The organism is Syntrophomonas wolfei subsp. methylbutyratica (assembly GCF_001570625.1).
In the GTDB taxonomy this organism is placed as follows: Bacteria; Bacillota; Syntrophomonadia; order Syntrophomonadales; family Syntrophomonadaceae; genus Syntrophomonas; species Syntrophomonas methylbutyratica.
In genome coordinates, this window is sequence record NZ_BBQT01000029.1 from 1 (window position 1) to 13581 (window position 13581).

The following is a 13581-nucleotide window of genomic DNA, read 5'->3' on the forward strand; positions in this document are numbered from 1 at the left end:
TTCTCCTATGTATAAAATCTTTATCGCCCATTGCCCCTTATTTATAACAAGTAAATAAGTATGTTTTATCGGTACCATACCCCGGTAGGCTATTCGAGCAGGCAAGGGGACGGTTCTGTTGCCTGCTTGAACCGTTAGACTTGCTGTAGAATGTGAGCGTGAGCGGCTACATAAATCGTCCCGGGAATACCACTTACATCAACAGTAAACGTATAGGTTGTAAAATAGCCATCAGGGGCAGGTGGATATTTATATGGAAAACTTCCAGGATTACTGTTAACTGGAGCAGTAGCACCGACATATAGATGCACCTGGTTCATTACATAGGGAAAATCGGTTGTAAAGGTTACTAATAAGTTAGTGCCTTGGCGAAGAAGGTGTACCGTACCCACAGGAATATTAGTTGCCCCCAACCCAAGAACAACAGTTTTTTCTGTATCCGTACTTTCAAAAGTGAAATACTGAGCATTGCCGGTACCGTACTCAATTCCCACTCCCCAGGCTGAACCTGCATCAACAAATATAGGAGGGGAGGGAGGCCGGGTCGGTGTTGAAAATATATCCATGATATCCTCAAGTTTAAATTGCAGGAGCATCTGATTCTTTATAATTGTTTGTAATGTCCGCCTCACTTCACGGTTTACAGAGAGTAAACCCGAAATGGAGGTTGCTTTTACGGATAAACCAGGAAGAGCTCCCAATACAGCCTGTAATTTTTCACCCTCAGCATTAATAATATGGGCCAAACCAAGCTCTTCCAGGGCTATAGATGCTAATAGCAGGTTGATAACCTGGGTTCTATTTATACTTATTGACGGAGTAATACTGGGAATAGTCGGAAATGACATATTCAATCAACTCCTTATTAGGGGTTATGCTATTATTTTATGCTCGCTTTTTAAAAATGTTAAAATAGTCCATTAATGTTGTATTTTTAAACATAGAAAGTTCGTTATATCGTTTGATTTATGCGCATCTTAAACTCTGCAAGGCCACCCAGCTCAGAGAGTCTGTAAATATGGAAAGCCGGATAATGCGTATCTACAAAAAGTTCAAAACCCAGAGCGACAGCACGAATGCAAAAATGCCGGTCCTCGCCCACAAAGCTAATATTATAAATTTCCTTAAAATTAACTCCGGCCTGAATAGCCCTCTTGCTTATTAGAGTGCAGGCTCCCAAACCGCCAACTTTGTAAACTCCGGGCACTTTCACTTGGTTCAGAAATTGTAGAACCCGCTGTAAGACCTGGCTCTCGCTTAAGTTTTCTCCTCTAAAACACTTGAACAGGTTATACTGGTCAGAAACCCATACTTGTGGTAATTCAGGGAAATCAGGCTGCCACCTGGTCCAAAATATTTCTGATACAATATCTTTTTTCAGGCTTACTAAATGCTCTAATGTTTGGGGATGTAACACTAAATCCGAGTCAACCAAAAACAAATAATCATAATCATCTTCCCTTGCTTTGTTAATAATGCTGTTTTTCAATTCTGCTACTTTCCAAATAAGTTCTTCCTCCCAAATATGGGTACTCTCGTTACATATATACGGTCTTTCATCTTGCACTTTGGTAAGAGATGTATTCGGATTCCGGGCAGCAAAAGCGGCCAGCAATTGGCTGGATTCTTCTTCGCTATTGTCATCAATAAAATAAAAATCAAGGTTAACCGTGCTCATGCTTAATTCCTTAATGCTTGATAAGAAATTACTTAATATTTCAGTCTTCTGGCGAATTGGACTTCCCAGGAGTACCCTGGGCTTACCTTCTGGCATAAAAACCTCCATCTCGCCGCACCAGCGGTGATACAAATAGTAATGAAAAAGTATTTTTCACGCTAATTCTCCTTACCATTCGATAGTCAAATCACAGGGGGCAAATAATGGCGTTTCGGGTGCCAGCCATTGAATTCGGGCAAAGCTTAATTCAGGTTCGGGCACTTCACTGGAGCGAACATAGACCAGGTCTCCGTTGGCTAATAACGTTATAATCAATTCCCCTAATTTACCGTAATCGACCGGGTTACTTAGGAGTTTAATTTCAACGGTTCGGCTATTTGTTATTTTATTTGCAGGTATCTCATTTATCTTGTTTTTTAGTAAAAGCAGCCAGCGCTTGCGCCAAAGATCCTGGGAAAAAGCCAGGGCCACTTCGAGATTTCGTCTTTTGAATAAATTTAATTGCTCCGGATTATCTAATAAATTCATAATGGCCTGCTTTAGCTCCTCTGGTCGGGGATCAATCAAAAAACCATTGTAGTTATTAATAATCAAGTCCGATAACCCACCAATCCGAGTGGCTATAACCGCATTACCGGAAGCCATCGCTTCCAGACAGGATAAACTGGTGCCTTCACTGTGAACCGACGGAATTAGAGAAATATCCGCAGCCTGGTAAGCTCGGGGCATTTCCTCCATTGACAGGGGATAATGTCTCACCCTTTCACTCCATTTTTTTTGTTTTTCTATGACCTGATTTATATCTTGTTCTCCCCCTCTGCCCACAAAATGAAATTCAACTTCAGGATATTGCTCTAAAATATCATCCAAAATTTCCAGAACCATATATAGCCCTCGCGCGGAATAAAGCTGGCGGGGATAAAGAATTACTGTCTTATCTCCCTTTTCCAAATAATCTTCTGCCGGCTTAAATACCGACAGGTTGACATAGTTGGGAATCAATTTAGTCTTTTGCCCCAGGTCAAAATCTACCGTTTGCAACCAATTGGCGGTATTAGTATCTACCGAAACCAGGTCTTCACAAGCTTTAGCTCCATCAATATAGCGCTGGTTCATCAGCCAGTACTCTACCGCGTTTTCGTAGTCATTGTATGGATTATCCCAGGAAACTCCATGACTTATGCCTATATTGGGAGCAGCTGCCAGTGGCCAGGCCTCAAAAAAGGCTGAATAGATATTGAGGGCTGTTCTCCCCTGAACTTGTTCATAAAAAACCTGGTTAAAGTCCCTGGCACATTTTAATATCCAGCCTTCAGCCCTTATTCCACGTCGACTTAAAGATACAATGTCGATATTTTTAAAGCGCCGCATCCAGGAGTAATCCCCATATTGAAAAACAATCAATTGATTATTAAGCTCTGTGCAAATTTCCGCTAAATCAAGTAAATAGCGTTCAGCTCCCCCATTATAAAAATACTCTCCGCAAAAATCCAAGAAAGTCGCCGTCATTACAGCAACCTTCCCCAGAAGATTAAGGTTGGCATAAGGCAGCCAACCGAGCGGGAGAGACTTTATTCTTGCTTCTATTAAAGCTACGTTGGCTTGATTTTCCTGACCCTCTTTGAGACATAACCCTTTACTGTTAGAGGAAAACTTCTCCATAATCGAGGTGCTTGGAAAATAACTAATCAGGTTTGCCTGCTTAGAAATGTCCTCCGATATATCATTAGGAGTGTCCATATCAATGTGGAACCAAAGCAGTTTATGATGTAAAACTTCAGCCCAATCCGGATGAATGTTTTGTGTCGACAATACAATAGCGGAAAGGCTTTTTATTACCGGGATAAGGGAGAACCCTTGATTAACTAAAATCAGCTTCTCCTCCAGAGTCTCTATGCCCCCTGAATCCGATGGCTTGCATAAAAAACACAGATACCCCTTGTAAGACATTTCCCTCAAGAGTTGCATTAATTCCCGTTTGGGATTCTCATTTTCAGGAATAAGATAGAGTATTGCCGCCTTATGTTTTTGAGAATTCAGTACCCTTACTATTTCCAGCATTTCAGCACTGAATTTTTTATCCCTCGGTTTGGAATCCGTGGTTAACGCTCTTGTCAAATCGCATTCTCCTTGATCGCTTTTGGGGGTAACGGATTTTTTTGAATGATTCTGCAAACACGCCTTTTTCTTCAATACATATTATGAAGATAAGAAATCCATTTTGATATCTTATGAGACTATGAGTTTTTAAGTGAGTTTAAGGACCCTTTGGACTTATTAAACACTGGTTTTCCGAGGGTAAGTAATGGAGAGGGGGTTAAGTAGTGGCAGGTTGCTCTGACTTATCTTTTTATGACCAGGACTATTTTGACCGGGGATGCCAGTCAGGGAAAAGTAACTATGTAGATTATTCCTGGGAAAGAATTGGCGGGGAAGTAGAAAAAACAGCCGCACATATAATAAAACATTATGCACCGGCTAAAACGTTGGATGTAGGATGTGCCAAGGGCTTTATGGTTAAAGCTCTTTATGAGCGGGGAGTTGATGCCTACGGCATAGATGCCTCCGATTATGCGGTAAGCAAAGTACCGGCAGAAGTTAACGACCGGGTAAAACTTGGTTTGGCCTCGGATTTGACCTATAACAGCAACGAGTTTGACCTGGTTACCATTTTTGATGTTTTAGAACATATTCCCGAAGAATTAGCTTACCCAACCTGTGCCGAGTTATTGCGCGTTTCCAGCAAATGGGTTTTAGTGTACGTTGTGACTAAGTATGAACCGGATGATATTGATCCTACCCACATAAATATTAAGCCCCGAGAGTGGTGGGAAGCCAAATTTGTGGAACTGGGCGGGAAGATATGCTCAACCAACGTTATTTATAATCCCGATATATGGTGGTTTAATTTAGCCGAGCGTTTAATCCTGGTAAAAAAGTAAACCTCTCTCCAGTTCTTATTGCTTTATCAGGAGGTGCCTTTGTGGGTCAAAACAAAAAGAGCCTGTCTTTAGCAATGATTGTAAAAGACGAAGAAAACTGTATAAAGAGATGTTTAGATAGCGTAATAAACCTGGTAGATGAAATTATCATTATCGATACGGGGTCAACAGATAAAACCATAGAAATTTGCCGTTCCTATAACGCTCAGGTTTTCCCTTACCCATGGAATAACAACTTTGCCGAGGCCCGCAACTTTGGACTGGATAAAGTTACCCAGGATTGGGTTTTATGGTTGGATGCAGATGAGGAAGTAGCTCCAGAGAATAGGAATCAGCTAAATAATCAGACACTCTTTGAGGATTATGATGCTCTCTCAGTCCCGCTTATTAATTTCTACGGTGAAGCGGTTGATCATGACCAGGTGGTTCAAATAGCTCAACCCCGGTTTTTTAGAAACCATATGGGCTTCCGCTTTGAAAATAAAATCCATGAGTGGCTTAACCTTTCCTCAGCGTATGAACAAGACCGGGTGGGGTTTTTAGATTTAAAAATCTATCATTATGGGTATATGAACTCACAGGTAGAGAATAAGCAGAAATTTAAGAGAAATGTTAGTTTGTTATTACGAGAATTAGCAGAAGAAAAGAATCATTCCTGGACCCATTATTATCTGGCAGCAGAGTACTATCGGAGCAATGAGTTTAATAAAGCCTTTGAGCATGTTAATCAATCTATAGAATTATTTATAAATGAAGGAATTATTCCGCCCCCCTCGATGCTTTATAGTTTGAAGTATTCGATTTTAATGGAAACCGGAAGCTGGGAGGGAGCATGGCCAGGCATTAAATCCGCAGTTAAAATGTATCCTGATTATGTAGATCTAAAGTTCTATATGGGAGTAATCCTTTATTACAAAAAAATGTATCAAGAAGCATTAGATTGTTTCCGAAAATGCCTCGAATTAGGTGAAAGCAACCTTAATTATTTAACTATCAAGGGATTGGGCAGTTTCAGTGCCTGGTTTTATGCAGGGCTTTGTTTTGAGGAATTAAAAAATGAAGAGGAAGCCTTTTTGGCATATCTTAAGGCGTTAATTATTTCGAATAATTATATACCGGCTCGTGAGGCTATTACTAAACTAATAAACATGCACCCCAGCCTGGCTGATCGTATAAAATATCTTAAACCCGAGTTTATGAGACTTTTAGAAAGTACTAAATAGCGTTTTTTTCAAAATGGGATATGTAGAATTGTAACAAGTCGCTCTTTAACAACATATTTATAGAGTATATTATGTAAAAAGGAGGGATTAAGTAATGTCATTGCCAACTATTCCAACTATTACCCCATCAATAAACCTCAATAGAACTCAAGTTATAAACCTGTTGTTAGCCTCCGTAGCATTGGAGGAACTTGGTTTAGCCCATATTATTAATGCTGAGGGTGAAAAACTACAGGCTGTATTGGGAACCCTTCCTGGGTTAACTATAACAGCAACTTCCATTTCGGGCTTACTCTCTGTTAACCGTGAAGTAAGAAGGTCTTTGCAAACTGTTCTAAAGAACCAAATGTTGCTGGAGTTTAAATTAGAAGACATCCTGGATATTCCCCCCGGTTAATAATAATAACTATAAATTAAGGTCTTGATTTCAGGGTTATTTGGCAAAGTTATACTTTCTCAAATAACCCATTTCATTTACCAATAATTATGTACAGGCATTCTGGAGGAAAACGGGAGTGGCTGATTTCCTATTTAACCGCATTCCCAATCATCATGTTTACGGACAGTGCTGTCTAATAGCGTTCTCAAATGCCTATAGGCTTGCAACGAATAGAGTGTCTATTTTTTAACAACTAGGCAACGGATTGAATATTAATATTAACATAATAATAACAGAAAGGCGTTGAGTAATATGACTATGCCTGAATTCCCTCCCCAGCATCATCGTCCCGATTTATATCATACAATTATCGATCTCCTGGATTCTATCGCCCTGGAAGAAATCGCTTTATCTCATTTGCTAAATGCGGAAGCGGAGAAAATTCAGTATTTTATTGGTCATATATCATCGTGTACCCCGGCAGATGTTTTAATAGACTTTAATGCGGTTGTGAATGAAACCTTGGAAACGGTAATTATGAAAGAATGGCTTCTCCTTAGAAAATTGGAGAAAGTTACCCGGTTCTTCCACCAGCGATTCCCGGCACCAATTCCCCCACGTCCGCCGATACCCCCATGTCCACCGGTGCCACCACATCCACCTTGTCCACCTTGTCCACCACGGCCATATCAACATATATATCCTTGCCACCCCAAGTCCACTTGCAAGATATCTTGCAAGCCCAGACATAAGGTGAAAAAGTATTATCGATACTGCTGCGAAGAATGACCAAGTAGGGGAATAGCCGTCTTAAATAGCCTGCCATTTCCTGTGTACCGGTGCCCGCTAAATCATCCGGGGGGCTGGTCCCCTGATTCCAGTCGCATAATTTGTTCAACCAGCAAAGCGGCACTGTAGGTAGCCGCTTTTTTGGCCCAGGGGGTTACATTAACGAAAGCCACGATAGGTAAAGTCCATTCCAACATAGCCAGGAGATAAGGAATGAGATCGCTTTCAAAGAGCACCACGGTTTTGGCGTATTTCCTGATGCGGCAAATCATCTGGTAAACCTTGTCTACCGCCGGATCATCGCCCCGGTAGACCAGGGTGGGCACTTCATCCAGCGAGTTGGCCCGGGCCAGGGCCTGCTCCATCTCCAGAAAAGCTACCATATCTGCTTCACTGCCCATCCGAGTCATTTCAAACTTGAATATGGGTTCCAAACGGGCGAAATCGGAGACTATATTCCTAAACCCGGTTTCAGAAAAATCGATGATATAGACATTGTCGCGTTCATCCAGCAGGATGTTTTGCATGTTCAAATCCCCGTGATTAATGCCGGTATACCAGAGCCGGGCCGCTGATTGCCGGGCAGGATATTCATTTTGCAAGAAGTGATAGGGATTGGGCAGCAGCAACCCCAATTCCGGACAGGCAATAGTCTTTTCCTGGGCTGAAATACCGAATTCCGCTTCCGCCGCCGCAAAAACCATGGGGAACAGTCCCAGCGGATTATGTTCCTGATAGGGCTTGATCATTTCCCAGCGGGGTTGGCCATACCAGGGTTTGAGGATATGGGTAAAGATTTCGTCGAAAAGCGGGATTAATTCCTCCGCCGGTCTTTCCCGGAAACGATGGGTGAGCCAGTCCAGCTTGCTGTCCGGACCGCTGATTCCCACAAAGTTGTAGCGCATACCGGTGGAGGCTCCGCAGGTAGTCTGGCCCATAATGGTAGTAGAGTTGTTGAGAATATAACCTTGTACATATTTTTGATGGTTTAAAATCTCTTTTTCAATCAGGGCGGTGGGGCCAATCTTTAACACCGTGGGCAGCATCCGCCGCTGATCCTTATCATAAGCAGTTACGCGAAAGGGTTTGCCCGGGCTGAATCCCCCGTGCAACGGTTCCAGCACTACCCGCCGGGCATCAGCATAGAGGCGGCGGGTAATTATCTGCCATTCTTCCGGGAAAGGGATCTCGCCCTGTACTTCCAGCTGCAGCTGTTTTTCTTCCCCGGAGCGGATTTGACCGGGAACAAAGAACCACACCCGCCCCTGGCTAAGAGCCGTATGTTCATGCACCATGATTACATCCTGCATTAATTCCAGCCTGGAGCAGTACTCCAAGATTCTCCCCGGTTCCTGCATGTTTTCCCAGTCCAATTGCCCGGTAAAGGAAAGGGCGTTGCCCAGAAAGAACTCCTCTCCCGGCCTTATCCCCTGCTGGGCCATGAGCATGGAGAGCTGTTCATCAGCTTGCCAGCCGTTGTTGCCACCCAGGCCGATCAGCAGCATGGTTTGCGGTTCAAGCAGTTCCCGCTCCAGCGTTTGGTTGCGTATCAAGTCCTCATAGTTTTGATAATAGCTCCCACTGCCCGGCCGGGTTTGCCCTATTGCCACCATGCCGATCACTGAGGTTGTTTTGCCATCCAGCTCCTGTAGTTTATCAATTATCAAGCTGCGCAGATCGCGCAAACTAATCGGCTCCCCGGAGGGCATATCCAGTTTTCCCCACGGCACCCCGGTAAAACCGGCGGCGGCAGCAATATACATAACTGCCTGGCCGGGTTCTCTGACCAGCATAAAATCCGGTTGATTATAGGCATCCGCTGGTAATACGCCGACTAGTTTTTCCAGGGCCAGGAATGACCCCAGCCCTTCCCAGGCGTTTGCCCGGTCGAAACCCAGTCCCCCAATGCCAAAAGCTACCTCAACGTCTTCCAGGCTGACCGCTATCAAATCAGAACTATCTAAATTGTCTAAAGCGGGGCTTCTTGGCGCATTCCAGATATCGAGGCAGCATTCCTTTCCTGACAGAAGCTGCCATGAACATGTTCTTCCCTGCACCGCCAGGCTCCGGGCACTGCTCTGTACCGATGATTCCTTCTTTACTAGCGCCCGAGCCTCGTCAATCGTTGCCGCCTGTTGAAAAAGCTGCAGCACTCCGGTAGTTTCCAGCACCGATTTAACCTCGGGTCTTGAGCCGGCCAGGATAAGCTGGCCGTCTATTCTGGCCAGTTTCTTTCCGTATTTGATCAGGAAACGAATCCCGGCACTGGACAAATAAATGACATTGGCAAAATCCAGCAGCCATTGCTTTTCGCTGCTAATGCGGCGTTCGACTTCCTGCTCCAATAGCTGGGCGCCCAGCCCGTCAAAGCGCCCGTCCAGGGTTATCCGGGGGATATTGTCCTCGATAGAAATGGAAACATCAAGCATTTTGCCTGCTCCCTTCCAAATACATATTATGTTTTATATCCCGCTTGTCATACGAGCGGTTATTGCTATCCTGGTAAAGTTTATGTTGATTGTTTATTGCTAATATCTTAATTTGAAAACGCATTTGCATTAAATCAAAGCATACATGATGCGGAGCAAAAATTACTTCTCGCTCGGTCAAAGACAACGTATCTTTTAATAGATATGTAATGACTTCAGAAGCAAGACCGCAGAATCACCTAATAGGGCTGCATCTTCTCAAATGAATACAGGCGTAGAAATTTTTGTAGTGGAAGCAGAATTTAAAAAGTCAAGAAATAATATTCCACAAAGACCAAGAGTATCCTTTTTTTAAGTTGCAAAAACCTGGAGGCCGTTAAAGGAAGCAAGGGGCATTTTTTTCGCTTCGTTATAATAAGAATCCATTCGTTAATTTAACAACTAACATGGCTTCGATATGGCATAACGCGATTTCATATAAATATACCCAGGAGGGCACAACTCAAAAATGAAAAGTTTTTTTAATAAAGGATATATATACTTTTTGCGGAATTTTAACATTTACTAGCATTCTGCATGTTTATGGCGTGGCTATAAGCCGGGGAGGGAGACTATTGCCTAAGAAGTTGTTAATGGTAGGAATAACTATTATTCTGCTTATTACGCTGGCAGGTTGCCGGGAGAACCCGGCTGGCGGCAAACTGAAAACCCTCGATGATCTTAAGGATAAACGAATCGGGGTTTTGCTGGGCAGTATTTATGATGAATACGCTAACAAGACTTATCCTGATGCCACGATATTGCAGTATAAAAGCCAGTCAGACCTAATCCTGGCGGTAAAAACCGGCAAAGCCGATGCTGCTTTCTTCAACCACGAATCTTCGCTGGAATTGATGCGCAAAGACCAGGAACTGGCCTATGTAGGCGAGAATCTGTATAAAGTTCCGGTTGGTACCGGGTTTAACCAGGAAAATGATGAATTGCGGGAAGAATTCAACCAGTTCCTGCAGCAACTCAAGGCCAGCGGGGTCTATGACGATATGGTGAAACGCTGGATAAGCAATGGAATAAGCGATATGCCGAAAATAGATAACCCTAAAAACAATGGCCGTCTGGTTGTCGGCGTGGTCAGTGATAAAGGTTTGCCTTTTGCTATAGTAAAAAACAATCGGATCGTTGGTTTTGATATTGAATTGTCCGAAAGATTTGCCGCTTATTTAGGCAAAGAACTGCTGTTGCAGGATATGGAGTTTGCGGGACTCGTTGCGGCCGCCGCCAGCAGCAAAGTAGATATGATCGCCAGTACCATAGTTATTACCGAAGAAAGGAAGTGTCAGGTTGATTTTTCCGATCCCTATTATGAGCTGGGAGTGAGTGTTTTTGGCCTGAAGAAGAATATCGCCCGCTATGAGAACGTTCAGGAGAATAAAGCCCTTACGTTGGAGGCTTTGGAAAACAAGCGCATTGGGGTTTTGACCGGTTCAGCCGGGGATAATGCCGCCCGGCAAAGATTTCCCCAAGCGCAGGTATATGACTTTGATAATATTATTAATGCCACTGCTGCACTGGGAACCAACAAGATCGATGCGGTAGTCTTTGAGCGCAACAGTCTGCAAAGCATTGCCCAACAAAACCCGGATTTAACGGTGATCGAGGAAGCGGTCAAATCAGTTGATGTAGCTATAGCCGTAAAGAAAAACAATGCCCGGCTGTTAAATCAGGTAAACCAGGTAATAACCGACCTGGAGAAGAGCGGTACCCTGGCGGAGATGAAAAAACGCTGGTTTGTAGAGGGTGATCTACCAGTCATGCCTGAACTTGATATGCCAGTAACCGAGACCGCCCTGCGGGTGGGAACGGAGGCCTTGATGCCCCCCTTTGAATTTGTAGATAGCAATAATGAATGCAGCGGTTTTGATATTGAGCTGGCCAACCGGATAGGTCAGGCCCTGGGCAAAAAAGTGGCAGTGTCCAATATGAATTTTCCCGCCCTGATACCAGCCTTGCAATCCAGTAAGATTGACCTGGCTATTTCTTGTTTCAATATAACCGAGGAACGCCAGCAAAAGGTGGATTTTACCAGGCCTTATCATACCAGCAATATCGCCGCCATGGTGAAAAAACCTCAGCTCAGTTCACCGTTAGGCGACTTCTTCAATAACATTAAAACCAGTTTCTACAGAAATATTATTATGGAACAGCGCTATTTGCTTATAGTTGACGGCCTGAAAGTCACGGTCATAATATCGTTGTTTTCTGTAGTGTTTGGCACCCTCTTGGGCGCTCTGGTCTGTTGGCTGCGCATGTCTAAGAATCGGGGGTTGCAGGCGCTTGCCCGGGTCTACATTTCTATCCTGCGGGGGATCCCGGTGCTGGTGCTGCTTATGCTAGTCTTCTATGTGGTATTTGCATCGGTAAATATAAATCCGGTAATGGTGGCGGTCATAGCCTTCGGTATGAACTTCGCCGCCTATGTTGCGGAGATGTTTCGCACCTCCATCGAAAGCATTGACAAGGGACAGAGCGAGGCCGGGATTGCCAGCGGCTTTACCCCCTGGCAATCCTTTGGCTATATTATCATGCCCCAGGCCGTACGCCGGGTCTTGCCCGTCTATAAGGGCGAATTCATTTCGCTGGTTAAAATGACCTCGGTGGTCGGTTACATCGCCGTGCAGGATCTGACCAAGGCCAGTGACATTATCCGCAGCCGCACCTTTGATGCCTTCTTCCCGCTGGTGATGGTGGCCTTGCTTTATTTTGCCATATCATGGCTGCTGGCCCTGGTCTTGGACTATATTGCCTTTAAAAGCGACCCGCAGATAAACCGCAGCAAAGGAGGTATTGGCGCATGATCAAAACGGAACAACTGTGCAAGCGTTATGGTAGTCTTACCGTGCTTAAAGATGTCAGTACCGAGATCAGCAAAGGCGAAATTATTTCTATAATCGGCCCTTCGGGAACCGGCAAGAGCACCTTTCTGCGCTGTCTTAACCTGCTGGAAAAGCCCAGCGGCGGCAGTATTTATATTAATAATGTCGACCTTTTGGCCAAAGACACTGATGTCCCGAAAATACGGCAAAAAACGGGCATGGTCTTTCAATCCTTTAACCTCTATGCCCATCTCTCAGTGCTGGAAAACCTTACCCTGGGACCGGTAAAATTGCTGGGTAAAAGTAAGGCCGAGGCCAATCAAAAATCCCTGGAGCTTTTAAAACTGGTAGGTCTGGCGGAGAAAGCCCATAGCTTCCCGGATGAGCTTTCCGGAGGGCAAAAGCAGCGGGTGGCCATAGCCCGTTGTTTGGCCATGGAACCGGAAGTCATATTGTTTGATGAACCCACTTCGGCGCTTGATCCCACCATGGTAAGCGAGGTATTGGCGGTTATCCGCCGTCTGGCCAAAGCAGGCATGACTATGCTGGTGGTTACTCATGAAATGGAGTTCGCCCGCAACATATCTACCCGGGTGTTTTACATGGATGAGGGAATAATCTATGAGGAAGGCACCCCGGAGCAAATATTTGAAAACCCGCAAAGAGAAAAGACCAGAGCTTTTATAAACAGGGTGCGCAGCTTTAATTATCATATCGACAACCCCAATTATGACCTCTATGCCATGAATGCAGAGATTGAGGCCTTTTGCGAGAAGCACCTCCTGCCACCGCGGGTTTGCGACCATATACTGTTGCTGGTGGAGGAAACCCTGCTCCTGCAAACTGATTTCTCCGATATTTCGCTTAATCTCGCCTATTTTGAAAAAACCGGCCATTTGGAGTTTCGCTGCGAAGCAGCCGGTGAACCGGTTAATCCGCTGGCGGAAGGTGTACAATCCGACGACATCGGGCTGAAGCTTATTCAGAGCCGTATTGAAGACAGCCAGTACCGCTATGAAAACCATAAAAACATGCTATTTTTCAAAGTCAAGAGCGAATAAAACCCCGGGTGGCAAGGTGGCAAGGGGACGGTCCGAAACCACTGAAAAAGTATCCTTTTTAAGCCGCCTGGGCGGCAACCCAATCACAATCTGGTCGGTTAACCACTAACGGAGATAATAACTTCAAAATGAGAACATGTAAACCCTTTAAGGCGGATACCAGCTTGGCTATCCGCTTTAAATTTACCGACAGGGCTGTTAGTTTGGCCT

General features: G+C 44.4%; 9 protein-coding genes and 1 pseudogene. 5 read left to right on the forward strand and 5 right to left on the reverse strand.

Going from position 1 to position 13581, the window contains the following annotated elements; translation table 11 throughout:
- Positions 1 to 134: 134 nt before the first annotated feature.
- The 3 genes from AWB54_RS16110 to AWB54_RS14325 all read right to left on the reverse strand — a co-directional run bounded on the left by AWB54_RS16110 (position 135) and on the right by AWB54_RS14325 (position 3796).
- The gene (locus tag AWB54_RS16110; protein ID WP_174520076.1) at positions 135 to 854 is read right to left on the reverse strand and encodes a hypothetical protein; all 720 of its coding nucleotides are present in this window, start codon (positions 852 to 854) and stop codon (positions 135 to 137) included.
- A 98-nt stretch (positions 855 to 952) separates the two neighbouring features.
- Positions 953 to 1774, reverse strand: a complete 822-nt coding sequence (locus AWB54_RS14320; protein ID WP_061215281.1) for a glycosyltransferase family A protein — start codon at positions 1772 to 1774, stop codon at positions 953 to 955.
- A gap of 72 nt (positions 1775 to 1846) precedes the next feature.
- On the reverse strand, positions 1847 to 3796 hold the full coding sequence (locus tag AWB54_RS14325) for a glycosyltransferase family 4 protein (RefSeq protein ID WP_061215282.1): 1950 nt from the start codon (positions 3794 to 3796) through the stop codon (positions 1847 to 1849).
- A gap of 206 nt (positions 3797 to 4002) precedes the next feature.
- Between AWB54_RS14325 and AWB54_RS14330 the strand changes: the two genes are divergently transcribed.
- The 3 genes from AWB54_RS14330 (at position 4003) to AWB54_RS14340 (ending at position 6240) form a co-directional block, all read left to right on the forward strand.
- The gene (locus AWB54_RS14330; protein WP_061215283.1) at positions 4003 to 4620 is read left to right on the forward strand and encodes a class I SAM-dependent methyltransferase; all 618 of its coding nucleotides are present in this window, start codon (positions 4003 to 4005) and stop codon (positions 4618 to 4620) included.
- A 41-nt stretch (positions 4621 to 4661) separates the two neighbouring features.
- Positions 4662 to 5843, forward strand: a complete 1182-nt coding sequence (locus AWB54_RS14335; RefSeq protein WP_082736250.1) for a glycosyltransferase — start codon at positions 4662 to 4664, stop codon at positions 5841 to 5843.
- 94 nt (positions 5844 to 5937) lie between these two features.
- Positions 5938 to 6240 carry a hypothetical protein gene (locus tag AWB54_RS14340; RefSeq protein WP_061215284.1) on the forward strand — a complete coding sequence of 101 codons (303 nt, stop codon included), beginning with the start codon at positions 5938 to 5940 and terminating at the stop codon, positions 6238 to 6240.
- A gap of 556 nt (positions 6241 to 6796) precedes the next feature.
- On the opposite strand, the gene AWB54_RS16010 is transcribed toward AWB54_RS14340, so the two are convergent.
- Both AWB54_RS16010 and AWB54_RS14350 read right to left on the reverse strand, forming a co-directional pair.
- Positions 6797 to 7120: a hypothetical protein gene (locus AWB54_RS16010; protein ID WP_162492483.1), complete on the reverse strand. Its 324-nt coding sequence runs from the start codon at positions 7118 to 7120 to the stop codon at positions 6797 to 6799.
- Positions 7074 to 9440 carry an STAS domain-containing protein gene (locus AWB54_RS14350; protein WP_061215286.1) on the reverse strand — a complete coding sequence of 789 codons (2367 nt, stop codon included), beginning with the start codon at positions 9438 to 9440 and terminating at the stop codon, positions 7074 to 7076. The genes AWB54_RS16010 and AWB54_RS14350 overlap by 47 nt, the downstream gene beginning before the upstream one ends.
- A 614-nt stretch (positions 9441 to 10054) precedes the next feature.
- Here AWB54_RS14350 and AWB54_RS14360 point away from each other — a divergent pair.
- Positions 10055 to 12292, forward strand: coding sequence for an ABC transporter permease subunit (locus AWB54_RS14360; RefSeq protein ID WP_061215288.1), 2238 nt, complete (start codon positions 10055 to 10057; stop codon positions 12290 to 12292).
- Positions 12289 to 13005 (forward strand): annotated as a pseudogene (locus AWB54_RS14365) (amino acid ABC transporter ATP-binding protein); the annotation flags it as partial. The gene AWB54_RS14360 and the pseudogene AWB54_RS14365, both read left to right, overlap by 4 nt.
- Between the last annotated feature and the right edge of the window lie 576 nt (positions 13006 to 13581).

Bases quoted from the DNA above. Each gene is read 5' to 3' on its own strand.
- AWB54_RS14320 (WP_061215281.1), bottom strand. From the start codon at position 1,774: ATGCCAGAAGGTAAGCCCAGGGTACTCCTGGGAAGTCCAATTCGCCAG.
- AWB54_RS14340 (WP_061215284.1), top strand. From the start codon at position 5,938: ATGTCATTGCCAACTATTCCAACTATTACCCCATCAATAAACCTCAAT.
- AWB54_RS14350 (WP_061215286.1), bottom strand. From the start codon at position 9,440: ATGCTTGATGTTTCCATTTCTATCGAGGACAATATCCCCCGGATAACC.